The sequence below is a fragment of the Micromonospora sp. NPDC000663 genome (genome assembly GCF_042898105.1).
Taxonomy (GTDB): Bacteria; Actinomycetota; Actinomycetes; order Mycobacteriales; family Micromonosporaceae; genus Micromonospora.
On sequence record NZ_JBIAYR010000009.1, the window covers coordinates 146145 to 171357 of the forward strand.

At 72.4% G+C, this 25213-nt stretch carries 25 protein-coding genes; 11 read left to right on the forward strand and 14 right to left on the reverse strand.

The genetic code is table 11. The features are described from left to right. Window positions 1-11: 11 nt before the first annotated feature. Both ACFY1S_RS24935 and ACFY1S_RS24940 read right to left on the reverse strand, forming a co-directional pair. On the reverse strand, window positions 12-1100 hold the full coding sequence (locus ACFY1S_RS24935; protein ID WP_387122489.1) for a zinc-binding dehydrogenase: 1089 nt from the start codon (window positions 1098-1100) through the stop codon (window positions 12-14). Beyond that, window positions 1093-2103: a Gfo/Idh/MocA family protein gene (locus ACFY1S_RS24940; RefSeq protein ID WP_387122492.1), complete on the reverse strand. Its 1011-nt coding sequence runs from the start codon at window positions 2101-2103 to the stop codon at window positions 1093-1095. Before ACFY1S_RS24940 ends, ACFY1S_RS24935 begins: the two co-directional genes overlap by 8 nt. A gap of 230 nt (window positions 2104-2333) precedes the next feature. Here ACFY1S_RS24940 and ACFY1S_RS24945 point away from each other — a divergent pair, with 230 nt between their 5' ends. The 5 genes from ACFY1S_RS24945 to ctaD all read left to right on the forward strand — a co-directional run bounded on the left by ACFY1S_RS24945 (window position 2334) and on the right by ctaD (window position 7975). Next, window positions 2334-3317, forward strand: coding sequence for a glucosyl-3-phosphoglycerate synthase (locus ACFY1S_RS24945; protein WP_387122640.1), 984 nt, complete (start codon window positions 2334-2336; stop codon window positions 3315-3317). Window positions 3318-3336: 19 nt separating this feature from the next. After that, a complete protein-coding gene (locus ACFY1S_RS24950; RefSeq protein WP_387122495.1) occupies window positions 3337-4494 on the forward strand; it encodes a glycosyltransferase in 1158 nt (385 codons plus the stop codon). Between the two features lie 85 nt (window positions 4495-4579). Further along, the gene (locus ACFY1S_RS24955; protein WP_387122497.1) at window positions 4580-5038 is read left to right on the forward strand and encodes a DUF4383 domain-containing protein; all 459 of its coding nucleotides are present in this window, start codon (window positions 4580-4582) and stop codon (window positions 5036-5038) included. 93 nt (window positions 5039-5131) lie between these two features. Beyond that, window positions 5132-5860, forward strand: coding sequence for an STAS domain-containing protein (locus tag ACFY1S_RS24960; RefSeq protein WP_387122500.1), 729 nt, complete (start codon window positions 5132-5134; stop codon window positions 5858-5860). A 123-nt stretch (window positions 5861-5983) separates the two neighbouring features. Beyond that, window positions 5984-7975: a cytochrome c oxidase subunit I gene (gene ctaD / locus ACFY1S_RS24965; RefSeq protein WP_387122503.1), complete on the forward strand. Its 1992-nt coding sequence runs from the start codon at window positions 5984-5986 to the stop codon at window positions 7973-7975. Between the two features lie 68 nt (window positions 7976-8043). Here the strand turns inward: ctaD and ACFY1S_RS24970 are convergent, their stop codons facing one another. Together ACFY1S_RS24970 and ACFY1S_RS24975 are read right to left on the reverse strand one after the other, a co-directional pair. Next, window positions 8044-9186 carry a SigB/SigF/SigG family RNA polymerase sigma factor gene (locus ACFY1S_RS24970; RefSeq protein ID WP_387122506.1) on the reverse strand — a complete coding sequence of 381 codons (1143 nt, stop codon included), beginning with the start codon at window positions 9184-9186 and terminating at the stop codon, window positions 8044-8046. Between the two features lie 223 nt (window positions 9187-9409). Continuing rightward, a complete protein-coding gene (locus tag ACFY1S_RS24975; RefSeq protein WP_387122643.1) occupies window positions 9410-10813 on the reverse strand; it encodes a hypothetical protein in 1404 nt (467 codons plus the stop codon). A 184-nt stretch (window positions 10814-10997) separates the two neighbouring features. Here ACFY1S_RS24975 and ACFY1S_RS24980 point away from each other — a divergent pair, with 184 nt between their 5' ends. Next, window positions 10998-11228 carry a CDGSH iron-sulfur domain-containing protein gene (locus ACFY1S_RS24980; RefSeq protein ID WP_112587484.1) on the forward strand — a complete coding sequence of 77 codons (231 nt, stop codon included), beginning with the start codon at window positions 10998-11000 and terminating at the stop codon, window positions 11226-11228. A gap of 89 nt (window positions 11229-11317) precedes the next feature. Here ACFY1S_RS24980 and ACFY1S_RS24985 read toward each other — a convergent pair whose 3' ends face one another. From ACFY1S_RS24985 to ACFY1S_RS24995, 3 genes are read right to left on the reverse strand one after another with little or no spacing between them, the layout of a single operon-like run. Then, the gene (locus tag ACFY1S_RS24985; protein ID WP_387122509.1) at window positions 11318-12424 is read right to left on the reverse strand and encodes an iron-containing redox enzyme family protein; all 1107 of its coding nucleotides are present in this window, start codon (window positions 12422-12424) and stop codon (window positions 11318-11320) included. A gap of 49 nt (window positions 12425-12473) precedes the next feature. Continuing rightward, window positions 12474-14228 carry a thiamine pyrophosphate-binding protein gene (locus ACFY1S_RS24990; protein ID WP_387122514.1) on the reverse strand — a complete coding sequence of 585 codons (1755 nt, stop codon included), beginning with the start codon at window positions 14226-14228 and terminating at the stop codon, window positions 12474-12476. Beyond that, entirely contained in the window at window positions 14221-15345 is a 1125-nt protein-coding gene (locus ACFY1S_RS24995) for a Vms1/Ankzf1 family peptidyl-tRNA hydrolase (protein WP_387122518.1), read from the reverse strand. The genes ACFY1S_RS24990 and ACFY1S_RS24995 overlap by 8 nt, the downstream gene beginning before the upstream one ends. Before the next feature lie 142 nt (window positions 15346-15487). Between ACFY1S_RS24995 and ACFY1S_RS25000 the strand changes: the two genes are divergently transcribed. Then, window positions 15488-16036: a hypothetical protein gene (locus ACFY1S_RS25000; protein WP_357986956.1), complete on the forward strand. Its 549-nt coding sequence runs from the start codon at window positions 15488-15490 to the stop codon at window positions 16034-16036. 45 nt (window positions 16037-16081) lie between these two features. Here ACFY1S_RS25000 and ACFY1S_RS25005 read toward each other — a convergent pair whose 3' ends face one another. Beyond that, window positions 16082-16420, reverse strand: coding sequence for a DUF3817 domain-containing protein (locus tag ACFY1S_RS25005; RefSeq protein ID WP_387122646.1), 339 nt, complete (start codon window positions 16418-16420; stop codon window positions 16082-16084). A 153-nt stretch (window positions 16421-16573) separates the two neighbouring features. Here ACFY1S_RS25005 and ACFY1S_RS25010 point away from each other — a divergent pair, with 153 nt between their 5' ends. Further along, window positions 16574-18052, forward strand: a complete 1479-nt coding sequence (locus ACFY1S_RS25010; protein ID WP_387122522.1) for a glutamate--cysteine ligase — start codon at window positions 16574-16576, stop codon at window positions 18050-18052. A 165-nt stretch (window positions 18053-18217) separates the two neighbouring features. Beyond that, window positions 18218-19237, forward strand: a complete 1020-nt coding sequence (locus ACFY1S_RS25015) for an LD-carboxypeptidase (RefSeq protein WP_387122525.1) — start codon at window positions 18218-18220, stop codon at window positions 19235-19237. A 70-nt stretch (window positions 19238-19307) separates the two neighbouring features. Here the strand turns inward: ACFY1S_RS25015 and ACFY1S_RS25020 are convergent, their stop codons facing one another. The 6 genes from ACFY1S_RS25020 to ACFY1S_RS25045 form a co-directional block, all read right to left on the reverse strand. Then, on the reverse strand, window positions 19308-19694 hold the full coding sequence (locus tag ACFY1S_RS25020; protein WP_357986947.1) for a DUF2267 domain-containing protein: 387 nt from the start codon (window positions 19692-19694) through the stop codon (window positions 19308-19310). 132 nt (window positions 19695-19826) lie between these two features. Beyond that, entirely contained in the window at window positions 19827-21137 is a 1311-nt protein-coding gene (locus ACFY1S_RS25025) for an alpha/beta fold hydrolase (protein WP_387122528.1), read from the reverse strand. Window positions 21138-21156: 19 nt separating this feature from the next. Then, window positions 21157-21501 (reverse strand): hypothetical protein, encoded by a 345-nt coding sequence (locus ACFY1S_RS25030; RefSeq protein WP_387122530.1) that lies wholly within the window; start codon window positions 21499-21501, stop codon window positions 21157-21159. A 10-nt stretch (window positions 21502-21511) separates the two neighbouring features. Further along, window positions 21512-21997, reverse strand: coding sequence for a GNAT family N-acetyltransferase (locus tag ACFY1S_RS25035; RefSeq protein WP_387122531.1), 486 nt, complete (start codon window positions 21995-21997; stop codon window positions 21512-21514). Window positions 21998-22114: 117 nt separating this feature from the next. Next, window positions 22115-23287 carry a zinc-dependent alcohol dehydrogenase gene (locus ACFY1S_RS25040; RefSeq protein WP_387122534.1) on the reverse strand — a complete coding sequence of 391 codons (1173 nt, stop codon included), beginning with the start codon at window positions 23285-23287 and terminating at the stop codon, window positions 22115-22117. A 28-nt stretch (window positions 23288-23315) separates the two neighbouring features. Continuing rightward, window positions 23316-24269: an SRPBCC family protein gene (locus ACFY1S_RS25045; protein ID WP_387122536.1), complete on the reverse strand. Its 954-nt coding sequence runs from the start codon at window positions 24267-24269 to the stop codon at window positions 23316-23318. Window positions 24270-24428: 159 nt separating this feature from the next. On the opposite strand from ACFY1S_RS25045, the gene ACFY1S_RS25050 reads away from it, so the two are divergent. Beyond that, a complete protein-coding gene (locus ACFY1S_RS25050; protein WP_387122539.1) occupies window positions 24429-24803 on the forward strand; it encodes a carboxypeptidase-like regulatory domain-containing protein in 375 nt (124 codons plus the stop codon). A gap of 38 nt (window positions 24804-24841) precedes the next feature. Further along, window positions 24842-25213, forward strand: coding sequence for an SCP2 sterol-binding domain-containing protein (locus tag ACFY1S_RS25055; RefSeq protein WP_387122542.1), 372 nt, complete (start codon window positions 24842-24844; stop codon window positions 25211-25213).

Consider the following 25213-nt stretch of genomic DNA (forward strand, 5'->3'; position numbering starts at 1 on the left):
CGGACGCCGGGTCAGGCGGCCAGTACCACCTGTAGTTCCTGCCGTCGACGTTCGGCCAGGTCGGTGAGCAGGGTGGCCGCCTCGTCGAACGGCACCACCGCCGAGACCAGGTGCTTGCGGATCCCGTCGCCGTACGTCCGCAGCAGCTCGATCGTCTCGGCGGACAGCCGTTCCCGGTCCCAGGTGGGGGCGAGCCCGCGCGGCACCCGGCCGATCTGGGCACAGCGCAGCGCCAGCCCGTTGTGGTGGAACTCCTCGCCGAGGCGGACGGCGTCCGCGCCGCCCTGGTAGAAGGCGAGGTCGATGACCGTGCCCTGCGGTCGGAGCAGCCGCAGGGCGAGCTGCAACGCCCACGCCTGCCCCCGGCACTGGAACACCACGTCGGCGCCCCGGTCGCCGGCGGTGTGCGCCCAGCGGGTCTTGAGCACGGCCGCCGGGTCGTCCGCCTCGGGGTCGAGGGTCTCCAGGCCGAGCGCCTCGGCGACCTCCCGGCGTTGTGCGGTGGGGTCGAGCACCACCACGGAGGCGGCGCCGTGCCGCCTGGCGAACAGGGCGGTCAGCAGGGCCACCACACCGGCGCCGACCACCGCGACGCGCCTGCCGCGGACGCCGTCGCCGAGCGAGCGCACATCCGTGCCGTGCAGGTCGGCGGCGGCGTGCAGCAGACCGTTGGCGCAGATCGGCCCCATGTGCGCGACGTAGACGCCGAGCAGCGGGTCCAGGTCGTCGGGCAGCGGCACGAACCGTTCGGCGACCGGGTCGGCCAGCCAGCCGGTGCGGTGCCCGTACGTCATAGCGCCGACCGTGCCCACCGCGACGGCCGGGGTCTCGCTCTCCACCACCCGGCCCACCTGCATGTAGCCCAGCCGGTTCACCGGGTACGGGGTGCTCGCCTCGCCCGGCTGGAACAGCCCCAGGTCGGCGTTCCAGGTGACGTTCAGGTACGGGTTCGTGCCCTTGACGTAGCTCAACTCGGTGCCTGCGGAGACGCCGCTGAACAGCGTCTCGACCCGGAAGGTGCCGGGGCGCAGCGGCGCGGCGTCCTGCTCCACCACCTCGACGCGGCCCGGCCCGGTGACCACCACTACCTTGTCACGCATCGACTGTCACCCCGGAGGTGAGCACCGCGGGGCTGCCGGCGGTGGTGAGCGGCACGGTCGCGCCGGTGCGGGCCGAGTCGGAGACCGCGAGCGCCAGTCGCTGGGTGGCAAGCGCCTCGGCGTACGGGACGCGTACGTCGTCGCCGACACCGCGCACCGCGTCGACGAAGGCGCGGTCGACGGCCACCCGCGCGGCCTCGGGGTCGGCCGGGACGTGCCGTTCGCCGTCGGCGTCGCGGATGGTCAGGCCCTCCTCGGTCAGCGACAGCGCCAACCCGTCGGCGAGGATCTCCAGCCCCGCGCGGTGCTTCCAACCGAGCACACAGGCGGCGCTGAGGGTGCCGACCGCGCCGTTGGTGAAGCGCAGCACGGCGGTGGTCACCGAGTCGATGTCCGCGCCGTCGACAGGCGGGGGCGTTCCGTTGCCGTACGCGGTTACCTCGCTCACCTCGCCGACCAGTGCTCTGACCAGGTCCAGCACGTGGGCGGCCTGTTCGACCACCGGGCCGCCGGAGCGGTCGCGCCGCGCCCACCACGCCACCGGTGGGACCTTGTCCAGCCAGGCGCCGCTGACCATCCGCACCGGACGGTCGGCGAGCAGCTCGCGGGCCTCGTCCAGGACGCTCAGGTAACGCCAGTGGTGGCCGACGGCGGTCAGCAGTCCCCGGCGGTTCACCTCGGTGGCGACGCGTTCGGCGGTGGCCAGGTCGACCGCCACCGGCTTCTCCACGAACATCGGCAGCCCTGCGTCGAGCACCGCCTGCTCAGCCGGGCCGTGCGCGAACGGCGGCACACACACGTACACCGCGTCCGGGCCGGCGGCCAGCAGCTCGGCCACGTCGGCGTAGGCGCGCGTCCCGTGCTCCGCGGCCAGCGCGGCCGCGGCGTCGGGCACCACGTCGGTCACCCCGATCAGCTCGACGTCATCGAACCCGCCCAGCACCCGGGCGTGGCGTTGTGCCACTCCCCCGGCGCCGATCAGACCCACCCGGCATGCACGCATTCGACAACCCCTTCGAGAATTTTTCATGAGAGCTGTGAGCAGTCCCCTGGGTTGTGCGCAATCAAACGTTCATCCCCCGGGAACGCGACGTCGTCACCCTCGTGATCAAGCTGTTGCCCTGGAAGCGGTTAGCGCGTGGTGGGGAGTGGGAACTACCAAACCCGGTTCTTTCCGCCCACGATTCTTAAGGGGTGCCAGTGCGGGATACGACATCGAGCGTGTCACCGGTGGTGGAGGCGTGGGCCACGTACCGGACCACTTCGGCGGCAGACTGGCCGGCACGCCGGCTGCTGCGCGCCAAGGGCGACAGCCGGGTCAGCGTGGTGCTGCCGGCACGCAACGAAGAGGCCACCGTCGGTGCCATCGTGTCGACCATCCGGGAACACCTGATGGACCGGGTGGCCCTGGTCGACGAGCTGATCGTGGTGGATTCCCGGTCTACCGACCGCACCGCGCAGGTGGCCCGGGCTGCCGGCGCGGAGGTGGTCAGCCAGGACGACATGACCCGGGGTCTGCCCCGGCTCACCGGCAAGGGCGACGCGCTCTGGGCTGGCCTGGCCGCGGCCGAGGGCGACGTGGTCGCGTTCATCGACGCCGACCTGCGCGAGTTCCGGCCGCACTTCGTCAGCGGGCTGCTCGGCCCGCTGCTGACCGACCCGTCCGTCGACTTCGTGAAGGGCTTCTACCACCGGCCCCTGGTCGGTACGGCGACCGTCGAGCAGGACGGCGGCGGCCGGGTGACCGAACTCATGGCCCGACCGCTGCTGAACCTGTTCTGGCCGGAGCTGGCCGGCTTCGTGCAGCCGCTCGCCGGCGAGTACGCCGCCCGGCGGGACGTGCTCTCCCGGGTGCCGTTCGTCTCCGGGTACGGCGTGGAGACGGCGATGCTCATCGACCTGCTGGAGCTGGTCGGTCTGGACGCGTTGGCGCAGGTCGACCTCGGTGAGCGCAAGCACCGCCACCAGGACACGGCGGCGCTCGGGCGGATGTCCGCGCAGATCATGTTGACGGCGTGGTCCAGGTTGCAGCGGCGCGGCTGGGCGAGCCCCGGAATGTCGCCGGAGGCGCTGCTGACCCAGTTCCGTCGGGGCGGCTCGGACGCGCTGCCGAACCTCGACCGGGAGATCGTGGTCAGCGACGTGTCCGTCGAGGAGCGTCCGCCGCTGGCCGAGCTGCGTCACCGGGTTCCCCGCCGACGGGTGGCCGCGGCATGAGTGGCCGGGAGGTCCTCCGATGAGTCTCACCGTCCTGATGAACGCCGGTCCGTGGCTGTCCGTGCCACCCCCCGGCTACGGCGGCATCGAGAACGTGATCGCCACGTTGGTGCCGGAGCTGCGGCGACTCGGCGTACGGGTGGTGCTCGCCTCGGTGGGCAGCAGCACCCTGCCGGTGGACGACCGGATGTCGGTCTTCGACGACGGGCAGTTCGCCGCGTTGCAGCGCCCGTACAACCAGGTCTGCGGGATCGCCCAGGCGCACCTCGCCGGGGTGGTCCGCGAGTTGCACTCCCGCGACGACATCGACCTGGTGCACGACCACGTGGAGGCCGTCGGGCTGGCCACCCTGGCGGCGATGGGCCCGTCCGGGCCGCCGACCCTGCACACCCTGCACTGGGACCTGGCCAAGCATCCGGCGCTGTACGGCAGCCTGGACGGCGGCGACCGGGTCCGGGTCAACGGCGTCTCCGCGTCCCAGCTGGCCCGGGCGCCGCTGGCGCTGCGGGAGCACGCGGTGGGGCACGTTCACCTGTCCACCCCGCTGGCCGTGGACGCCGACCGCCGGCCCCGCCCGGACAAGGGTGAGCATCTGTTGATCCTCGGCCGGATCAACCCGGGCAAGGGGCAGGACGTCGGGGCGCGGCTGGCGCACCGGGTCGGGATCCCGCTGGTGCTGGCCGGTCCGGTCGGCCCGTACCACCGTCCGGCCGACCTGGCGGCGGCGGGCGACGAGGCCCGGCAGAACCCGGACGTGCGGTTCTTCCTCGACGAGGTGGCGCCGCACGTCGACGGTGACCTGGTCCGCTGGATCGGGACGGTGGCCGGTCAGGAGCGCGACGACCTGCTGGCCAGCGCCCGTGCCTCGCTGTTCCCGCTGCGGTGGGAGGAGCCCGGGGGTACGGCGGTGGTCGAGTCGCTGGCCCTGGGCACGCCTGTGGTGGCGACCGCCCGTGGCTGCCTGCCGGAGCTGATCGAGCACGGCCGCACCGGACTGTTGACGGCAGACGAGGACGAGCTGGCCGACCTCGTGCTGGCCGCCGACCTTCTCGACCCCGACGAGTGCCGGCGGGTGGCCGCGCGTCGGTTCACCCCGGAGGTGATGGCGCAGCGTTACGTCGAGCTGTACCAGCGGGTCCGCGAGATGGCCGGTACGACCCGGCTGCAACCGGTCTGACCTGCCCCGGTGCCGTCGTCGGTTTGCCGGCGGCGGCACCGGGTATGCGCGGCGCCCACGCCCGCCGCGCAGCGAGGAGCCGGTGATGGTCGGACCCATGGCGCACTCCCGGGCCCGGGCCAACCCGGCCGAGGGCAAGCCGCCGGTACGCCGCGCTGCGGCCACTGTGGCGGTGGTGTTCCTGCTGGTCGGGGTGCTCGGCTTCGTGCCGGGGATCACCAGCGGTACGGCTGACCTGCGCTTCGCCGGGCACGGCTCGGGCGCGTTCCTGTTCGGCGTCTTCCAGGTGTCGGTGCTGCACAACCTCGTCCACCTGCTGTTCGGGGTGGCCGGCCTGGCGCTGGCGCGGACGGTCGGCGGCGCGCGCACCTTCCTGATCGGCGGCGGCGCCGTCTACCTGGTGCTCTGGTTGTACGGGCTGGCGGTGGATCACGACACCGGCGCGAACGTGCTGCCGGTCAACGACGCCGACGGCTGGCTGCACCTCGGCCTGGGCGTCGGCATGATCGCGCTGGGCCTGCTCACCGGAAGAGCCCGACGGTGACGTGCGCGCGCGATCCGTTTGTTCCGGTTTGACGCCTGGCGGCCTCGGGTAGTTGGCAGATCCCGACCCACAAAGCGAATCGAGGGAGCCCGGATGCCCAGCCGGATCACCTGCGAGGTGCGCGAAACGGCACCGGTGGCGGTCGTCCAGCTCACCGGGGCCCTCGACCTGAGCACCATGCGCTCGGTGCACCAGGCCCTCGACGGGGCGTTGGCCGCCCAGCCGGACGCGCTGGTGATCGATCTCACCGACGTCACCGTGAAAGACCGGCTGGCGCTGTCGGTCTTCGCGGCCACGGCCCGGCGGGCCGAGGAGTGGCCGGCCGTTCCTGTGGTGCTCTGCGCTCCCCCACCGGCCGCCGCGCGCTGGCTGGCGGAGTCGACGACGTGCCGGGTGGTCCCGGTGTCGCCGGACTGCGCGGAGGCGACCCGAATGGCCGGCGAAGCCAGTTCGCCCCGGCTGCGGGCCCGCCTGGAGCCGGTGGCCGGGGCCTGCCGGCGGGCCCGGGAGCTGGTCGGGGACGCGTGCACCCGGTGGAACCTGCCCGACGCGGCCGGTCCGGCCGCGCTGGTGCTCAGCGAGCTGGTCGGCAACGTGGTCCGCCACGCGGGCACGCCGATGCAGGTGACGCTGACCCTGCGCCGGCCGTACCTGCACGTGGCGGTGGTGGACGGCAGCCGGGCGGCGGCTGAGCCGGCCGGGCTGGACCTGCGCGCCGAGGGTGGCCGAGGCCTGCTTCTGGTGCGGGAGTTGGCGCAGCGGTGGGGCAGCGTGCCGACCGGTCCGGGCAAGGCCGTCTGGGCGCTGGTGCCGGTCGGCTGAACGTTCACGGTGGTTCCGCCGGTACTGGCGATCTGACCGAAATTACCCCTCTCGCCTGGTTTCATGATGACATGGTCGGGTAGGCACGCCCGTCCTTTTGCCGTCACGACGGGGTGAGCAGCCATGCCCAAGCGGGTAACCACCGAACCCGGTCGCGACCGGGGCCCGGCGATCCTGGCACCGGCACGCTTCGGGGGCTTTCCCGGACCGGTACGGTCGCCGGTCCCCGGCAACTCGTTGGTCAAGTTCCTGGCCACGACCGACCACAAGCAGATCGGCATCCTGTACCTGCTGACCTCCTTCGGGTTCTTCCTGGTGGCGGGGCTGGAGGCGATGCTGATCCGAGCCGAGCTGGCCCGCCCCGGCATGCAGTTCCTCTCCTCCGAGCAGTACAACCAGCTCTTCACCTCGCACGGCGCGGTGATGCTGCTGCTGTTCGCCACCCCCGCCGCCTTCGGGTTCGGCAACTTCATCGTGCCGATCCAGATCGGCGCGCCGGACGTGTCGTTCCCCCGGCTCAACGCGCTGGCCTACTGGCTGTACCTGTTCGGCGGCCTCATGGTGATCGGCGGCTTCCTCACCCCGCAGGGCTCGGCGGACTTCGGCTGGACCGCCTACACCCCGCTGAGCAGCGTCGAGCACTCCCCCGGTGTGGGCGCGAACATGTGGGTGCTCGGCCTGGTCGTCTCCGGGCTGGGCACCATCCTCGGCGCGGTCAACCTGATCACCACGATCCTGACCCTGCGCGCACCCGGGATGACGATGTTCCGGATGCCGATCTTCACCTGGAACATGCTGTTCACCAGCGTGCTGGTGATCCTGGTGTTCCCGCTGCTGGCCGCCGCGCTCCTGGCGCTCTCGGCAGACCGGCTGCTCAACGCGCACGTGTTCGACCCGGCGACCGGTGGGCCGATGCTCTGGCAGCACCTGTTCTGGTTCTTCGGCCACCCCGAGGTGTACATCATCGCGTTGCCGTTCTTCGGCATCATCACCGAGATCATCCCGGTCTTCTCCCGCAAGCCGCTGTTCGGCTACACAGGCATGGTGCTGGCCACCGTGGCGATCACCGTGCTGTCGATGACTGTCTGGGCGCACCACATGTTCGCCACCGGTCAGGTGCTGCTGCCGTTCTTCAGCATCCTGAGCTACCTGATAGCGGTGCCCACCGGCGTGAAGTTCTTCAACTGGATCGGCACCATGTGGAAGGGACAGTTGACCTTTGAGACACCGATGCTCTTCTCCATCGGGTTCCTGGTCACCTTCCTGCTCGGTGGGCTCACCGGGGTGCTGCTGGCCAGCCCGCCGGCGGACTGGCACACCCACGACAGCTACTTCGTCGTGGCGCACTTCCACTACGTGGTCTTCGGAACCGTGGTCTTCGCCCTCTTCGCCGGCTACTACTTCTGGTGGCCGAAGATGACCGGACGTCTGCTCGACGAGCGGCTCGGCAAGGCCCACTTCTGGACCATGTTCATCGGCTTTCACGGCACGTTCCTGGTGCACCACTGGCTGGGCAACGAGGGCATGCCCCGGCGATACGCCGACTACCTGCCCAGCGACGGCTTCACCACGCTGAACATGATCTCCAGCATCTTCGCCTTCGTCCTCGGCCTGTCCACGCTGTTCTTCATCTACAACGCCTGGAAGTCCTGGCGGTACGGGGCGATGGTGACTGTGGACGACCCATGGGGCTTCGGCAACTCGCTGGAGTGGGCCACGAGCTGCCCACCGCCGCTGCGCAACTTCGACCAGATGCCCCGGATCCGCTCCGAACGGCCCGCGTTCGACCTCAAGTACGGCCCGCTCGTCTCCGACCTGGGCCGGGACCTGCCGCAGCGCACCACGAAGCCACCGCAGCAGTTCGCCGAGGAGCTGCACATGGAGCACCACGTTCCGGAGTCGCCGGCCACCGAGGGCGCGCACGGCGCCCGCGACGCCGCCGAGTACCAGCCGGCGCCCCGCTCCGGCGCGCGCCCGGTGGACGTGCCGGAACCCGAGGGGATAAGGCGTCCGAGCTTCGAGCAGAGCGACCCGCCCCAGGACGCCGAGGACGCGCCCAAGCCGCACGAGCGGTGGCGGCACCCGCACAGCGACGGCAACCCCGAGGAGCGCTGACCGGCGTACGACGCACGAGGGCCGACACCCACGGGGTGTCGGCCCTCTCGTCGCTTGTCGGCGCTGGGTCAGTCCCGGGCCGGCGCCAGGCCGGCGGCGGTGAGCGAACGGCGTACCGCTGGCTGGACCCGGGTGAGCCGCAGCGGCACCCCGGTACGCTCCGCGGCGTCCCGTCCGGCCATCAGCGCGGCGATCCCGCCGGCGTCGAAGCCGCCCGCGCCGACCAGGTCGACGACCACCTCGCTGGGCTGGCCGGTGACCGCCTCCAGCATGGCCCGGCGCAGCTGGTCCGCGCCGTCGCGGTCGATCTCGCCGCCGACCTCCACCACCACCCGGTCGCCGTTCTGCTTCACCGAGATCCGGGTCTTGCCCGGGTCCGGTTCGGCGGCGCCGTTCTGCCACGGCGGCGGCGCGTCGGCGAGCATCGCCTGACGCAGCCAGGTCAGCGCCCGCGACAGCAGCCGGGACACGTGCATCTGCGAGATGCCGAACCGGGCGGCGATCTCCGCCTGGGTCTGGTTGCCGTAGAAGCGCATGGCCAGGATGCGCCGTTCCCGCCAGGGCAGCCGGTGCAGCAGGCCACTGACCGTCACCCGGTCGTCGACTGATTCCAGCGCGTTGTCGGACTCCCCGACCAGGTCGCCGAACTCGGCGGAACTCTCCCCGCCGACCGGCGCGTTGAGCGACGCCGGGCTGTAGCCGGCCGCCGACTCCAGCGCGGCGAGGATCTCCTCCTCCGGCGTCTCCAGCCGGGCCGACAGCTCGGCCACCGTGGGCGCCCGGGACAGCTCACTCGTCAGCGCGGCGGTCGCCTGACCGACCTCGAGGATCAGGTCGCGCAGCCGCCGGGGCACGTGCACACCCCAGGTGCGGTCCCGAAAGTGCCGCTTGATCTCGCCGACGATGGTGATCGCGGCGTACGCGGTGAAGGAGCCCCGTTCCGGGTCGTACCTGTCGACCGCGTTGACCAGCCCCAGGCGGGCCACCTGCTCCAGATCCTCCAGCGGCTCTCCGCGCCCCCGGTAGCGGCGGGCCAGCCGGCCGGCGAACGGCAGCGCGAAGCGGACCAGGTCGTCCCGTGCCTCCTGCCGGCGCTCCGGCGGCAGCCCCTCGATCCGGGCCGCGTACGCCAGCGCCGCCGCGTCGAGGTCTTCCAGACCCCGCTCGGTGGGTGGTGGTGTGGTCGTGGTCGTGCTGGTCTGTCCGAACATCCGCGCCTCCCTCAGGAAGGTCCCCCGCCCGAATCGGGAAACCGGTCGTGCGCGTGGACGAGCCACGCACCGGGCCGGAAAGTGGGTCAGTGACTGGGATGCCAGCGGGCGACAACGCCGTGCACGCAACGCGATGAAGGCGTCGCAGCCAGCGATGTTCCCGCTCCGTAGGTACTCAATCACGGGACCCCGGGTTCGCGAGGATGTTTCGGCGTCCTCCGTCTCAGGAGACCAGCAACCCCTGGTGGCGGCCGCTGTCGCGGAGCGTGGACAGGGCCTCGGCGGCCCCCAGAGGGGGCGGCGCGGGCAGGTCGTACGGCTGGGAGCGGAGCACCTCGGTGGCCCGGCGGGTGGGCACCGACGTGACCGGGTAGCCCCGGGCGGAGGTGCGGTCCAACGCCCGACGGCGGCGACCGAACCCGGCGACCGCCAGCCACTGCGGCAGGCCGGCCAGGGCGGGCGAGCGCACGCCTGGCGGCTCGGGCAGCACGTCCACCGAGGTGAACGCCTCGCTGCCGGCCAGCCACCACTCGGCCTCGTCGACGCTGCGCCGGGTGGCGTTCTCGCACCAGTACGGCACCAGCCCCGCCCGCACCACCTGCCACGGATCGAGCAGCCTGCCGCATTCCACCACCAACCGGTCACCGGTCTTGCCGGCGCCCCGCAGCCACCGCCGGTACAGGTCGGCGACCCCCGCGCTGAGCGCCGCCGGACGGGGTACGAGCACCCGGTGCAGCGGGTGCTCGCGGCGGGCCGCCCAGTCCCGCGCGGACAGCTCGAACCCCGATTCGACGTCGTGCTCGGCGTAACCGGACGGCGCGGACACCTGCGGCGGTTCCCACCGGGTGGCGTCGCCGCCGACGGAGCGCAGCACCTGGCGCAGGGCGTGGCTGTCCGGGTGGAAGTCGACCGGGTCCAGCCCGCTGGCCGGGCAGCCGACCTGGAAGCTGTGCCGGGGGCCGTGCTCCAGCACCGGCCAGGTCCGCACGTCACGGACCAGCACGACCGGGGCGCCGGGGGCGAGCCGGTCGGTCAGGAACTGCCCGTACGCGGCCGGTAGGGCCTGCCAGGCGGCGGTCAGCGACACGGTCGCCCCGGTCAGGGATCCCCGGCTGGCCGGGCAGTGCACCTGGCGCAGGTGCAGGTCGGGGTTCGCGGCGAGCAGCCGGGTGGCCAGTGCCGCGCCGTGCTCCAGCGCGTCCGCCGGGCGGTCCACCGCGCCGTCGGACCAGTGCGCGGTCATCTCGAAACCGGCCGGGAGCCACGGAACGCCGAGGGCAACCGCGAGGTGTGCCACCGCGCCGTGCGGCGAGCCGATCAGCAGGCCAGGGTAGCGCCGACGGGGGTACTGGTCGACGAACCAGCGGGCCACCCGGGCGGCGTCCACCTCGTCGACCTGGGTGGCGGTGAGGGCGACCCGCCCCGCGGCCCGGCTGACGGCGGCCCGGCGGACCGGCTCGGGTGTGCCGGGGAACCGCGACATCGGCCCGGGGTGGCCCAGGTCGGCGCAGTCCGTGCCGTTCAGCGCGCGGGCGGTGGCGGCGACCAGCACCCGGGCGGCGCTGCCCACGGCCACGACCCGGTCGCCGGCCAGACCGGCGCCGTCGGCCGTGAGCCCCTTGCGCACCTTGTGCACCGGCCCCACCTTGCCTCGTTCGCTCACCACGCGGCCCGGCTTCCCGTCCCGATGGGGTTCAAACGGGGCATCACCCTCCCGGCGGCACAATCCGCTGGTCGGTGGGGTGCGCCGGTCATCACCGGCGTTCGGTCCCTCGGGTTTCGGGCCGGCCAGGGCGGGCACTTCCGGGGCCATGCGCACCGACGACACCAGCGAGCCCGCCGCCGCCACGATCACCCCGTACGAGGACGGACCGCTTCTGGTCCGCGGCGACTTCGCCCTCGTCACGCCCGACGGCGAGCGGATCGACGCGCGCCGGGGCACGGTTGCGCTGTGCCGCTGCGGCAAGTCGGCGCTCAAGCCGTTCTGCGACGGCACCCACAAGGCGATCAACTTCCGGGCGGGCACCACCCGCGAGGGGTGACAGTGGGTCGTCGCCGCCGGGTCACACCGCGCAGGGTGGGGACAACCCGCACCTGACACGGCGAATCCAGCGTGCTGAGCCCTCTGGGCTCAGACGAGCGCGGTAGGGGCCGGCGGAGCCATCGGGGTCGCCGCCACCAGCGGGACGGTCGGCGGCAGGGTGGGCGGGGTGGATGGCACGGTCGGACGCAGGGAGCTGCGTCCGGCGGCCCAGCTGTCCAGCAGGTGCGCGGCGAACAGCCGGTCCACCGCGAGGCCGGCCGCCGCGCCGAACAGCACGTCCGGTCCCAGGGCCGGTTCGGCGCGGACCAGGCCACCGCACATGTCGTGCGCGGCGATCTGCTCGTGCACCGCGTCGGCCTCGACGTGCTCGTCGTAGAAGCCGGTGGCCACCTCGTCGAAGCCGAGCCGGCGCAACCCGTTGCCGTAGCGGCGGTTGGGCAGCGAAGAGGTCATCTCGAAGGCCGCCAGGTGCCCGAGCACCGCGCCGCGCAGGCGCCGGTGCAGGCCGAACAGCGACATGAGGTTGTTCGTCGTCAACGTCACAGCGGGCACCGCGTCCACGTGTGCGCCGTACCCGGTGTCCAGGCCCAGCCGGTCCAGGGTGCGCCGGAACAGCTCGGAGTGCATCCGGTCCAGCCGGCCGTTGCCGTACTCGTCGGTTTGGATCTCCACGAGGGCGGCCTTGGCCTCGCCACCGAGGCGGGGCAGGGCCCAGCTGTGCGGGTCCGCCTCGCGCAGGTGGTAGACGGAACGGTGCACGACGAACTCGCGGAACTGGGCGAGGTCGGCGCGCCGTTGGAGCGTCGCGGCCAGCGACGGCCCGTCGTCGGAGGCGACCAGCTCGGCCAGCCCGGCGGCCACTCCGGCGGCGGGCACCCGCGGGGAACCGACCAGCCGGCGCAGCGCCGCCTCGAAGGGCCGTTCGGCGCGGGCACGCAGGCCCAGCAGCGTCGGCTGCCACTCCCAGTCGTCGTCCACGCCCCGCCAGCCCCGGTAGTGCAGCTCGTAGCAGAGGAACAGGGTCAGTTGCAGGTCCTCGTCCGTGAGCGGGTCCTCGGGGTCGAGGTCGGCGCCGAGGCTGGCCGGCAGGTCGTGCGGGGCACGCCGCAGGGCATCGGTCACCGCCGCGGACAGCGGACCGCGCGGCTGCGGTAGTGGTGCGGGACCGTAGCGGCGGTCGGCGGGCTCCGGCATGGGACCTCCAGCGTCGTTGGGCCGCTTCTGATGCCCCTGAGCAGGACCGCTAAACGACATCCTGCGCGGCGACAGTGCGTTCGGTCTGTTCCCGTACCTTCCGGGCCGCCGCCCCGTCGGCGTACAGGCCGCGCAGGTCGGCGAACGCCGGGTCCGGCGGCGCCAGCGACACCGCCGGGTCCACGACCGCCTCCAGTACGCAGGGACGGTCCGCGGCGAGGGCCTCGTCCCAGGCCGCGCCGACCAGTTCGGGCCGGTCCACCCGGACGCCGTGCATCCCGAGCAGCCGGGCCCAGCCGGCGTACGGCACGTCGGGTCGACGTCGGGTCGGATCGTTCGACGGCTGCCGCCCGCCGGCCATACCGTTCTGGTCCCGGTTGTTGAGCACCAGCACCACCAGTCGAGGGTCGCGCCACCGCTGCCAGTGGTGCGACACGGTGATCAGCTCGGCGAGCCCGTTGAGCTGCATGGCGCCGTCGCCGACAAGCGCGACCACCGGCTGGTCGGGTGCGGCCAGTTTGGCGGCCACCGCGTACGGCAGGGCGCAGCCCACCGAGCCGAGGGTGCCGCACAGTTGCGCGTTGACACCTGGCGGCAGGACGAGGTGCCGGGCGTACCAGTGGAGGACCGAGCCGACGTCGACGGCGACCGCGCCGACGCCCGGCAGCCGGCTGGACAGCTCCTGGAGCACCAGCTGCGGGTTGATCGGTTCGGCTGGCGCGGCGGCCCGTTCGGCGGCGTCGGCCCGCCAGCGGTCCACCGAGTTCTCCACTGTGGCGCGCCACTGCGGGTTGGGCCGGTCGGGCACCCGGGCCAGCAACGCCCGCAGGGTTTCGGCGGCGTCGCCGACGAGCGGCACGTCGGCCGGGTAGCGGGTGCCGATGCGCCGCCCGTCGATGTCGATCTGCACCGTGCGGGCCTGTCCCGGCATCGGGAAGTAGTCGGTCCACGGGTCGTTGGTGCCGACCAGCAGCAGCGTGTCGCAGCCGCCCATCAGTTCGGCAGCGGCCGGGGTGCCCACCTCCCCCAGCACCCCGGCGTGGAAGGGCAGCCGTTCGTCGAGGACGGGCTTGCCCAGCAGCGAGGTTGCCACCCCGGCGCCGAGGCGGTCGGCCAGCTCGACGATCTCGGCGGCCGCGCCCCGCCCGCCCTGGCCCACGAGGATCGCGGTGCGCCGGCCACCGCCGAGCAACTGCGCGGCGGCCTCCAGGTCCACCTCGTGCGGCAGGACCCGGGCCAGCGGCTCACCTGGCGTCGCCGAGATCACCCCGACGGCGTTGGTGTGCAGGTCGGGCACCAGGGCCTCCTGCAACTGCCGGGGCAGCACCACGCAGGTCGGGCTGCGGGTCGCCGCCGCCGTACGGAATGCCTGGTCCAGCAGTCCCGGCACCTCCTGCGGGCTGCGGCCGTAGCGGACGAACTGGTTGCACACGTCCCCGAAGAGACGGCTCAGGCCGATCTCCTGGTGGGCACCGCCGAGCGGTCCGGAGATGTCCTCGCCGACGATCGCCACGACCGGTTTGCTGTCCAGCTTGGCGTCGTACAGGCCGTTGAGCAGTTGGACCGCGCTGGGCCCCTGGGTGGCCAGGCAGACACCGATGCCGCCGGTGAACTTGGCGTGCCCGGTGGCCATGAACGAGGCCGTCTCCTCGTGGCGGGCCGGGATGAACGCCGGATCACCGCCGGTACGCTCCAACGCCTCCACGAGGGGGGCGATCGCCTCGCCCGGATAGCCGAACACGCGGGGCACCCGCCAGGCCAGCAGCCGCTGCACCACGAGGTCGGCCACGAACCGCTCAACCATTGCCGCGCCCGGGAGTGCCGGGGTCGACATAGCGCAGGACCGCCCCGACACCGTCGACGAGGTCGGGTGCCTCGTCCGGACCGAGCACCGTCAACGCCGCGTCGGTGCCGACGAGGGCCCGGACCAGCGCCGCGTCGGCGCGTACCCGCTGGGGGTCGGTCACCGACATGGCGGCCAGCTGCCCCGGGTCGACGGCGATCTCGGTGGGTTCCGGACCGATCCACAGCTCACCGTTCGCCGACGGGTCGTCCACGATGAGCATCGTGTCCACCTGGTTGCGTTGCAGCGCCGAGACGACCGCGTCGAGGCCGCCGCCGACGTCCTCCTGCACACCGAACTTGTCGAGCGTGGCGGCGATGCGCTGGTCGGCGACCTCCGCGATGGTCTGCACGGTGAGGTCGTCCAGCAGCGTCTGGTCGGCGCCGGCTGCCCGCGAGCCCGCGTCGGTCCGCACCATCAGGTCCTGCCAGCGCTCGGGCATCTGGGCGGCGATCATGCCGGTGGCCCGGACGTCGCCGGCGACCACCACCACCTCCGCGCCGACCTTCTCGGCCAGCTCCACGGTCGCCGCGGTGACGTCTCCGGCGTTGTGGTGCCACGCCTCCATGGCGGCCTTCTGGTAGATGTCCTGGGACCAGCCCCCGGGCTGCGGCTTTCGGAGCGGGAACGTCTCGCGGCCGACGACGTGCGCCCGTCGGGGCACTCCGCCGGCGCTGATGGCGACCGCGTCCGCGCCGGTACGGTCGGCGAGCACCCGGACCCAGGCCACCTGCTCGCCGCGCTGGGCGAGCAGCGGCATCACGTGCGGCAGCGGCCCGTAGTGGGCCAGATCGCGCAGTGGCGGCGCGGACAGGTACTCGGAGAGCACCACCCGGCCGTGACTGGCGAAGACGGCGATTCCGTAGTCCCCGACCATCGGGTCGTGGCCACGGACCACCCGGTCCAACGCGGCGATGCTCGCCTCGTCGGCGCCCTGGTCGGCCAGGCTGCGTTCGAGGGCACGCCAGCGCAGGGCCAGCGCCTCGTGGGCGTCCTCCGTGTCGGCGGAGGCGTCCACGTACACCGAGCACCACGGCCCGGGGTGGTCGTAGAGCGGGCGCAGGAAGGACAGCTGCATGCTCGACCCCTTTCCAGCTCGGCCCCCCGCTTACCCTGCTCGCCCGGGATGTCACCTCGCCGCCGTGAGCCCGTGACCAGGTTTCATTCACGTCGTTCAACCGAGGACATCGATACGATCAGTGAACGGACGCGGACTCTCGGTGGTGGAAATGGACAGCGGACTCGATACCCGACGCATCGTGCACCCGACGGAGCGGATCGTCACCGGACGGTTGATCCGCCTGCTGGACGGCTACACCCGGGAGATACGCGTCGGGCAACCGGTGCTGGTGGCCGTACTCGCCGCGGCGGCGATCGCCAGGCTGCCCGCCCTTCTGCTGCGCACGCTGTTCTCCTTCGGCGGAGGCGGCACCCGGCGGCGGTGGAAGGAGCTGAAGCAGGGCCCGGAATACCTGGTGACCCCCGTGCGGCTGCGCAACACCGCAGGTCAGCTGTGCGAGGTCGAGCTGCACGGCCACCTGCCGCAGAGCGCGCTGCACCCGGCGGACCACGTGCAGCTCACCCTGCGCCCGCAACGCGACCCGGATCTGCCGCCGCGCATCGAGCGGATCGTCAACCTCACCACCGGTCAGCTGCTGACCCCGCGTACCGCGACGCTCTGGTCGCACCTCGGCCCACCGCTGCTGTTGCAGGCGGTGCTGGGCGCGCTGCTGCTCACCGGCATCGTGGCCTGCTCCGCGCTGACCTGACCTGACCGGGCCCGGTCGGCTGGCCTGGCCCGCAGCGGCGACGGGTCAGCCGACCGGGGCGGGCTCGCGCTCCGGCACACGCTCGGTGCCGAGCATCCCCCGGCGGCGGGCCCAGCGTTCGAAGATCACTGTGGCGAACGGCGGCACCGCGCTGACCAGCGCCACGAACGTGACCGGCAGGCTCCACCGGCGCAGCCGGGCCACGGCCAGTACCAGCAGGCCGTACGCGACGAACAGGCCGCCGTGGATCGGCCCGAAGATCTTGACGCCCAGCTCGTTGTCCGGCGGGCCGTACTTGACCGCCATCCCGACCAGCAGGGCCAGCCAGGAGCACGCCTCGGCGATCGCCGCCGCGACGAACAGTCGGGTCACCTTCTCGCGCATCCCCACGCCACCACCTTTCGGCCCGCAATGCTATCGGGGCGCTCCGGCTGGGCTATCGGGGCGGGCAGCTGGGTAGGAAGAGACCATCGGGTCTTCCCCCGCCCGCCGGGCCGTGCGAGGTTGGGAGGAACCAGCGGTGACAGGGTGGTGACCATGGGCGAGGACGTCGGCGTACGAACCTTCAGTCGGGAGGACCGGGCCCGCTACCGCGAGAAGGTCCGCCTCTGCCTCGACGTCTTCGCCGAGATGCTGCGCGAGTCGCGCTTCGACATCGACCGGCCGATGACCGGGCTGGAGATCGAGCTGAACCTGGTCGACGACGCCTCGATGCCGGCGATGCGCAACACGGACGTCCTGGCCGCCGTGTCCGACCCGCTGTTCCAGACCGAGCTGGGCCAGTTCAACGTCGAGATCAACGTGCCGCCGAGGCGGTTGACCGGCACCGGCACCGCGGCCTTCGAGCAGGACGTGCGGGCGAGCCTCAACGCCGCCGAGGAGAAGGCCCGGTCGATCGGTGCGCACATGGTGATGATCGGCATCCTGCCGACCCTGCGCCCGGAGCACCTGACCGCCGAGACGCTCTCCGCGAACCCCAGGTACGCGCTGCTCAACGAACAGATCTTCGCGGCCCGTGGCGAGGATCTGCCGATCGCGATCAGCGGGGTGGAGCGGCTGGCGGTGACCGCCGACACGATCACCCCGGAGGCGGCCTGCACCAGCACCCAGTTCCACCTCCAGGTCAGCCCGGCGCAGTTCGCCGACTACTGGAACGCCGCCCAGACGATCGCCGGTATCCAGGTCGCGGTCGGCGCGAACTCGCCGCTGCTCTTCGGCCGCGAGCTGTGGCGCGAGACCCGCATCCCGCTGTTCCAGCAGGCCACCGACACCCGGTCGGAAGAGATCAAGGCCCAGGGGGTACGCCCCAGAGTCTGGTTCGGCGAACGGTGGATCACCAACGTGTTCGACCTGTTCGAGGAGAACGTCCGCTACTTCCCGGCGCTGCTCCCGGTCTGCGACCCGGAGGACCCGGCGCAGGCCCTCGCCGCCGGTGAGGTGCCGAACCTCGCGGAACTGCGGCTGCACAACGGCACCGTGTACCGGTGGAACCGCCCGGTGTACGACGTGTCGCGGGGCCGGCCGCACCTGCGGGTGGAGAACCGGGTGCTTCCGGCCGGCCCTACAGTGCTGGACACCATCGCCAACGGCGCCTTCTACTTCGGGTTGGTGCGCGCCCTGGCCGAGTCGGACCGGCCACTGTGGTCGCAGATGTCGTTCAGCGCCGCGGAGGAGAACTTCACCAGCTGCGCCCGGTACGGCATCGACGCGCAGGTGTTCTGGCCCGGCCTGGGCTACCTGCCGGTGACCGAGCTGGTGCTGCGCCGGCTGCTGCCGATGGCGCATCACGGCCTGGACCGGTGGGGGCTCGACCCGGCTGAACGGGACCGGCTGCTCGGCATCGTCGAGCAGCGCTGCCTGACAGGCCGCAACGGCGCGACCTGGCAGGTGGAGACCCTGCACAGGCTGGAGTCCGCCGACCACCTGGACCGTCCGGCGGCGCTGCGCGAGGTGGTCCGGCACTACGTGGACCTGATGCACAGCAACCGGCCGGTGCACGAGTGGCCGATCCCCTAGGCGCCCAGCGTCCTTTGTGGACCCCCTGACGAATCGAACATCGTCGTAGGCTGTGGCAACTCGGACATCGCTCTGCTGACGATGAAAGGGACGCCTGTGGCCACTTCCGGAACAGACCCCACCCCGACAGAGACTCCCGCGCGAGCACCCCTGTCCCGTCGACACATGCTGGGGATGGGAGCTGCGGCCGGCGGCGCCGCCGTACTCGTCGGCAGCGTCCAGGCCGCGCCCGCCCAGGCCGCTCCCCGTGGCGCGAGGCGCGTCCTGCGGGCACCGGCGCTGGCCCCCGGCGACCGGGTGCGGGTCGTGTCGCCCGGCAGCACCCCCGACCCCACGAACATGGCCCGAGGCATCGAATTCCTGCGCAGTTGGGGCCTGGAGGTCGAGCTGGGCAGGCACGTCTTCACCAGGTACGGCTACCTGGCCGGCACCGACGCGGAGCGGCTCGCCGACCTGAACGCCGCGCTCAACGACCCCGGGATCCGTGCCGTCTTCGCCGCCCGGGGCGGTTACGGCACCCAGCGGATCGTGGATCGGATCGACGTCTCCGGTCTCCGCCGGGATCCCCGGGTGGTCGTCGGCTTCAGCGACATCACAAGCATCCACGGCAAGCTGTGGCGTGAGACCGGGCTGGCCACCTTCTACGGCCCGATGGTCAACTGGAACGACAGTCGCACCGGCCCCGAGTCGGCCGAGGCGCTGCGCAGGGCGGTGATGACCACCGCACCCGTCACGATCACCAGAGATCCGGCCGAGACCGCCGCCTCCGTCGTGGTGCCGGGACGGGCGTCGGGGCCGCTGCTCGGCGGCTGCCTGACGTTGATCTCCACGTCGCTCGGTGCGGGAGACGCGCCGGACTTCGACGACGCGATCCTGTTCTTCGAGGACGTGGACGAGGCTCCGTACAGCATCGACATGATGCTCACCGAGTTGCGCCGGGTGGGCGTGCTGCGCAGGGTCGCCGGGGTGGTCATCGGGCAGATCACCAACAGCGTCGGTGAACCAGGCGAGTGGGACGCGGCGTCGGTACTGAAGGACCGCCTGTACGACCTTGGTGTGCCGGTCCTGGGCGGGTTACGACTGGGGCACGGCGACGGGCAGCTCACGGTTCCCCTCGGCGCGAGGGCCACGATCGACGCCGAAGCCGGGACCCTGACGGTGGAGGCCGGCGTCCGCCCCCGCTGACCGTGCGGCTCGACCGGCGCGCCAGCGGGGACCCGACCCGTCATGCGCGCCGGTCGTCGCGTGGCGGTGCTCAGCCGCGTGGGGTGGGCACGCCGAAGAGGTCGATGATGCCGGCGGGCAACTGGGCGAGCAGGTCGTGCCGCTCGTCGTCGTCGAGCGCCTCGGCGACGGTCCGCAGCACCGCCTGGGCGTGTTGACGCACCTGGTCCGCGTTCGCGACCTGCTCGCGGTCGCCGACGTGTTTGAGGAACTCACCGACGTCCCACCGGCGGCCCTGCGGGTTGCGGGTGACGGATCCGTCCAGCGGATCCGGCAGCTGTGCCGCCAGGTGGTCGGCCTCCTGTCCGGCGAGTCGTTCGCCGAGCACCGACAGGACGGCCTGTACGGACCGTACGGCCTCGTTCTCCCCCAGGCCGGCGCGCTGCCGGACCGTGGCGATCATCTGCTCGTACTCCATGATCCGCTCCCTTCCGTCTCCGCGACCGGCGGTCGGGCTGCCGGCGGACGAACAGGGCGGGTTCCCCGGCTCCCTGAGCACAAACGGGGTCACGCGCCGACCCGGACGGTCCGGCCGGGAGCCGGCGGGGCGTCAGATCTCGTCGCGTACCAGTCGGATCAGCCGGTCGAGGACGCGGCCTCCGCTGACCCGCAGACCGTCATGTTCGTACTCGTTGGTGATCCAGGGGCGCAGGCCGCGCACCGCCCGCGCGGTGGTCTCCGAGTCGGCGGTATCGACGTACATGTCGTCGTGGTAGATCGCGGCGGCGACCGGGACCTCGTTGCGGGCCAACTGGTCCGGGTCGTACAGGTCCGGCCAGTCGGTACGGCGGGCCAGCAGCTCCGCCGTCTCGCCCAGCGGGGCCAGCGCCGGGTCGGTGGCGACGGTCCACGGGTAGATCATTTCGCCGGTCAGCAGCACCGGTCGGTCCGCCGCCAACGCCCGGTCGGCGTCGAACTGCGGGAACTCGGCCCGCACCGTCTCGGCCGCCCAGCCGGTGGCGCGCGGCGTCACCGAACGCTGGCCGTAGGTCGACTCGTGCAGCAGGGCGTAGAGCGGGCGGCTCGCGTACGACAGGTGGCCCTGGATCTCGGCGAGGAAACTGTCGGAGAGCTGCCGGCCGGGCATCCCGGGCAGGAAGGCGTCCTCGAGGAGGTAGTGCAGGGTGTGCGAGCCGTTGCCGGTGCCCAGCAGGATGCCGATGGCCTGGAACGCCTCGACGGTCAGCAGTCCACCGCCGGGCAGGCGCACCTCCCGCTCCCGCAGGTGCCGCGCGACGTCCCGGACGATCTCGACGTCCTGCGGGTAGCGGGCGTAGTGCGCCTCGACCTTGCGCCGCACCCGCGGGTAGGCGGCCCGGTAGACGTCTTCGGCGGTGCTGCGCAGACCGGGCAGGCCGCCGGTCACGAAGGCCTCGCGGACGCCGTGCGGCGCGTACGACAGGTAGGTGAGGGTGCAGAAGCCGCCGTAGCTCTGGCCGAGCAGACTCCACCGACCGTCGTCGCCGAGAAGGTCCCGCCGGATCAGTTCGCAGTCCCGCACTATCGAGTCGGCCCGAAAGTGCGCCAGGTACCGGGCCTGGGCGGCCGCGTCGCCGCGCGGCGGCAGGGTGTGCCGGTCGGCGGGGGTCGAGCGGCCGGTGCCCCGCTGGTCCAGCAACAGCACCCGGTAGTCGTCCAACGCCCGGTCCAGCCAGCCGTCCCGGCCCACCGGACGCGGTGAGCGGCCACCGGGGCCGCCCTGGAGGAAGAGCAGCCACGGCAGCGACTCGTGTTGCTTCGCGGTGGCCACGACCTCGCGGGCGTACACCTCGATCCGCTCTCCGGCCGGGTCGCCGTGGTCGAGCGGCACCGGGAAACGGTGGTCGGTGATGACGGTGCCTGGGTGGCGGTAGACCGGCACTGGTGCCCCTTCCCGGGGATCACGTCCCGGCGAGCGCTTCGGGCGGCGGATCGTCGCGCAGCCGGCTGTAAAGATACCCGTCGCGCCACCGCCCGGCCCGGAACTCGCAGGCCCGCACGAAGCCGGCGGCCTGATCCTGCTCCACCTCGACGACGAGCCGCCCGTCGTCGACGCCCAGCCAGCCGTCGACGGCGAAACGCCGCGCCGGCGCGCCGGGGTGGCGGAACCCGGCCCAGTCGAGGCCGACCAGCCCAGGCTCGACGCAGAACCGCCGGAACATCGCCAGGTCCGCCTCGCCCACCGGCCGAAGCCGCACGATGTCCCCGATGGACGGCGCCGGGTCCGCACTCTCCGTCGACGGCATGTCGGTCACCTCACTCGGGCTGCCAGCTGAGCCAGGTCCGCCCGCTCTGAAAGCCCATCCGCTGATACAGCGGCACCGCGCGTTCACTGGAGTGGACGGTCACGTGTTCCAGGGCACGCTCACGCGCCTCGGCCAGCACCAGGGCCAGCAGGGCCGCGCCGACGCCGCTGTCGCGTAGTTCCGGTACGACGTACACCGCTTGCACGTCCCCGGTCCGGCGGTGCCGGAGCGTGGGGGCCGGCACCCGGTCGGACACCATCAACCAGGCCATCCCGACCACGTGGCCGTCGACCTCGGCGACGAACGGCAGGTGGGTCGACAGGTGCTCGACGACCCAGGTGGCGAACAGCCCCACGAAGTCGTCGTGGTCGTCGCCCGTGTAGCCGCCCTCCTCGGTCAGCCGCCGCCATCGAAGCCCCGCCAACGCCGCGGCATCGGCTGCCGTCCCCGCACGGACGTCGACCCGGACCTGAGGTCGGTGAATGTCGTTCGACATGACGCGAGGCTACCCACGCCGGGCGACGGTCGGAGTCCCTCCCGCGCCGGCAGGCAGTGGCAGGGCTCGGCAATGGGTGAGTGCCCGGTGGAGCTGACGCGCCGCACCGCACACCGCTCACACCGAGAGCAGCACCTTCGTACAGTCGTCCTGCTTCTTCTGGAAGATCTTGTAGCCCTTCGGGGCGTCGCGCAGCGGCATCCGGTGGCTGACGATGAAACTCGGGTCGATCTCGCCGCGCCGGATCCGGTCCAGCAGCGGCCGGGTGTAGCGCTGCACGTGGCACTGACCGGTTCGCATGATCAGGGACCTGTTCATGAAGGCGCCCATCGGGAACTTGTCGACGAAGCCGCCGTACGCGCCGACGACCGAGACCACCCCTCCGGATCGGCAGGCCAGGATCGCCTGACGCAGCGCGAACGGCCGCTCGGTCTCGGTCCGGGTGGCCTGCTTGGCCCGGTCGTACGCGTACATCGCGGCGTTGCCGTGGTGGCCCTCCAGGCCGACGGCGTCGATGCAGGCGTCCGGCCCGCGACCGGCGGTGATCTCGTTGAGCGTGTCGAGCACGTCGTCCTGCTCGTAGTTGATCGTCTCGGCGCCGGCGTGCTGTTCGGCCAGTCGCAGCCGGTACGGGTACCGGTCGATGACGATCACCCGCTCGGCGCCGAGCAGCCGGGCGCTGGCTGCGGCGAGCAGCCCGACCGGCCCGGCGCCCCACACGGCGATCACCTGACCGGGTTTGATGTCGCACATCTCGGCGCCCATGTAGCCGGTCGGGAACACGTCGGCGAGCATGACCGCCTGCTCGTCGGGGACGTCGTCGGGCACCTTGAGCGGGCCGACGTCGGCGAACGGCACCCGCGCGTACTCGGCCTGGCCGCCGGCGTACCCGCCGAGCAGGTGGGAGTAGCCGAAGATGCCGGCCGGCGAATGGCCCATGATCTTTTCGGCGATGCCGGCGTTGGGGTTCGAGTTCTCGCAGACCGAGTAGAGGCCACGCTGGCACGAGGAGCAGTGCCCGCAGGCGATCGGGAAGGGTACGACCACCCGGTCGCCGGGTTTGAGGTTGCGCACCTGCGGGCCGACCTCCACCACCTCGCCCATGAACTCGTGGCCGAGGATGTCGCCCTTGCGCATGGCGGGGATGTACCCGTGGTACAGGTGCAGGTCGGAGCCGCAGATCGCGGTGGTGCTGATCCGGACGATGGCGTCCCGCGCGTTCATGATCGTCGGGTCGGGCACGTCGATCACCTTGACGCTGTCGGTGCCCATCCAGGCGGTGGCCTTCATTGTCGGTCCCTTTCGGAGCTCGGGTACGTCAGCGACGGGACGCCGGCAACGGCTGCGCGGGACGCTGCATGGCCTGCTGGCGTACGGAGATGCCGTTGGGGCTGCCCTCGGAGCGGACCACCTCGCCGGCCTCCAGGACCTGCTTGAACCGGCGCAGGTCGTCGCGGACCTGCTGCTCGGGCTCCTCGCCGAACAGCTTCGCCACGGCGCGGCCGAGCGATCCGGCCGGCGGCGCGTAGGCGAGCTGCACGCGTACCTCGGTGCCCCGGTCGCCCGGCGCGGGCAGGAAGTGGACGCGACCGGCGTTGGGCACCTGGGCACCAGGCATCGACCGCCAGGCGACGGACTTGTTCGGCTGGTCGTCGATGATCTCGGCGTCCCACTCGACGCGGCGGCCGGCGGGGCCGCGGGCGATCCAGTGTGAGCGGCGCAGGTCGTCGGCGCGCACCGACTCCAGGTGTGCCATGAACCGGGGCAGGTTCTCCATGTCCCGCCAGAACCGGTACGCCTCGGCCGGCGAACGGTTGACGGTGACGCCGAGACTGATCCGGATCATGCGGTCGCGGGCGCGACGGGTACGCCTCGCGGCGACGGCGACGGCGAGGTCGACAGCGGTGATGCCGGTGACCACGGCGGCGGTCAGCGCCAGCCGCCGGCGTCGCTCGCCGCGCCGCTGCGCCATCGCCCGGCCGAGCAGCGTGAGGTCCATGGCGTCACCGAGGACCCGGGTCCACACCCGGCCTCCAGGGTGGCGGCCGGTGACGAGGGCGGCGCCGTGCGAGAGCTCCCGCGCCCCGACGGCCCGGATGACCGCCACCGCCGCCGGGGAGTCGTCGACCCCGGTGAGGCGGGCGAGCGGCGCCGGCTCGGCCAGCGCGCCGACGCCGAGGACCAGGCTCAGCCAGCCGAGGGTACGCGGCAGGGCGTTCTTCGGCTGGGACCCGTCCAACTCCGGCAGGCGTACCCCGTCGACATGGTCCACGTCTGGTCCTCTCCGCTCGGCGTGCCGCCACCGGCGCGGTGGCGCGGCGGTGGCTCCGCCACCGTGACGCTATGCCCTAGCACCCCTTCCGGTGTCCGTTTCTGCCCAGAACGTCGCCGAGGCGTCGGCGTCGTGCCGTCGCCTTGGCGAGACGACCCGGTGACCACGGCTCCAGAGACACGCCTCAACCCGCCGGGCACGATCGTCGGGGTGGTGACCGACGCGGCGAGCAGCCAGCCGATCGCCGGCGCCAGCGTGCTCGTGGTGCCATTTCTCGCGCATCCCAAGTACGGCGACAACGGTGCGCTCACCGACGAGCAGGGCCGCTACACGGTGAACGGTCTCGGGCCGTACCACTGTTACGCCCAGGTGGTGGCCTTCAACGCGGTCACCGGCGACCTGGTCGGGTTGGCGGACGCAGGTCAGGAGTACACGCTGCGCCTGCTTCCGGGGCAGCGGGTGAAGCTGCCATCCCACCCGGGTCAGCATGGCGCTGTTCCGGCTGCCCGGTTAGCGGGCACGCACAGCGGGTAGCCGGCGGGTGCTCCTACCAGCACCCGCGGAGGTGTCGGATGTCGGCGATCACCGCCTTCTTCGAACGGCTGGCAGCCACCGACCACGATCCACGGTTCGACAAGGTGCAGGGCAGCATCCGGTTCGACATCCGCGACGGTGACCAGGTGCAGCGGTGGCGGCTGGACATCGACCACGGCCGCCTGCGGGTGCGGCAGGACGACGGGCCGGCCGGGACTGTCATCAAGGTGTCCGCGCAGGTCGCGGAGTCGATGGCGCTGGGCGAGATGAACGGCCTGGCGGGGATCACCCGTGGCGCGATCCTGGTCGACGGTGATCTGTCTCTGGCGTTGCGGGTCGGCAAGCTGTTCCCGTCGCAGGTCGAGGCACGGCAGGGTGCCCAGGCCGCGCCGACGAAGGTGACCGGATGA

Excerpts from the sequence above, each read along its gene's own strand:
- ACFY1S_RS24935 (WP_387122489.1), bottom strand. The coding sequence starts at position 1,100 with ATGCGTGACAAGGTAGTGGTGGTCACCGGGCCGGGCCGCGTCGAGGTG.
- ACFY1S_RS24940 (WP_387122492.1), bottom strand. The coding sequence starts at position 2,103 with ATGCGTGCATGCCGGGTGGGTCTGATCGGCGCCGGGGGAGTGGCACAA.
- ACFY1S_RS24950 (WP_387122495.1), top strand. The coding sequence starts at position 3,337 with ATGAGTCTCACCGTCCTGATGAACGCCGGTCCGTGGCTGTCCGTGCCA.
- ACFY1S_RS24955 (WP_387122497.1), top strand. The coding sequence starts at position 4,580 with ATGGTCGGACCCATGGCGCACTCCCGGGCCCGGGCCAACCCGGCCGAG.
- ACFY1S_RS24960 (WP_387122500.1), top strand. The coding sequence starts at position 5,132 with ATGCCCAGCCGGATCACCTGCGAGGTGCGCGAAACGGCACCGGTGGCG.
- ctaD (WP_387122503.1), top strand. The coding sequence starts at position 5,984 with ATGCCCAAGCGGGTAACCACCGAACCCGGTCGCGACCGGGGCCCGGCG.
- ACFY1S_RS24970 (WP_387122506.1), bottom strand. The coding sequence starts at position 9,186 with ATGTTCGGACAGACCAGCACGACCACGACCACACCACCACCCACCGAG.
- ACFY1S_RS24980 (WP_112587484.1), top strand. The coding sequence starts at position 10,998 with ATGCGCACCGACGACACCAGCGAGCCCGCCGCCGCCACGATCACCCCG.
- ACFY1S_RS24985 (WP_387122509.1), bottom strand. The coding sequence starts at position 12,424 with ATGCCGGAGCCCGCCGACCGCCGCTACGGTCCCGCACCACTACCGCAG.
- ACFY1S_RS24990 (WP_387122514.1), bottom strand. The coding sequence starts at position 14,228 with ATGGTTGAGCGGTTCGTGGCCGACCTCGTGGTGCAGCGGCTGCTGGCC.
- ACFY1S_RS24995 (WP_387122518.1), bottom strand. The coding sequence starts at position 15,345 with ATGCAGCTGTCCTTCCTGCGCCCGCTCTACGACCACCCCGGGCCGTGG.
- ACFY1S_RS25005 (WP_387122646.1), bottom strand. The coding sequence starts at position 16,420 with ATGCGCGAGAAGGTGACCCGACTGTTCGTCGCGGCGGCGATCGCCGAG.
- ACFY1S_RS25010 (WP_387122522.1), top strand. The coding sequence starts at position 16,574 with ATGGGCGAGGACGTCGGCGTACGAACCTTCAGTCGGGAGGACCGGGCC.
- ACFY1S_RS25015 (WP_387122525.1), top strand. The coding sequence starts at position 18,218 with ATGCTGGGGATGGGAGCTGCGGCCGGCGGCGCCGCCGTACTCGTCGGC.
- ACFY1S_RS25020 (WP_357986947.1), bottom strand. The coding sequence starts at position 19,694 with ATGGAGTACGAGCAGATGATCGCCACGGTCCGGCAGCGCGCCGGCCTG.
- ACFY1S_RS25030 (WP_387122530.1), bottom strand. The coding sequence starts at position 21,501 with ATGCCGTCGACGGAGAGTGCGGACCCGGCGCCGTCCATCGGGGACATC.
- ACFY1S_RS25035 (WP_387122531.1), bottom strand. The coding sequence starts at position 21,997 with ATGTCGAACGACATTCACCGACCTCAGGTCCGGGTCGACGTCCGTGCG.
- ACFY1S_RS25040 (WP_387122534.1), bottom strand. The coding sequence starts at position 23,287 with ATGAAGGCCACCGCCTGGATGGGCACCGACAGCGTCAAGGTGATCGAC.
- ACFY1S_RS25055 (WP_387122542.1), top strand. The coding sequence starts at position 24,842 with ATGTCGGCGATCACCGCCTTCTTCGAACGGCTGGCAGCCACCGACCAC.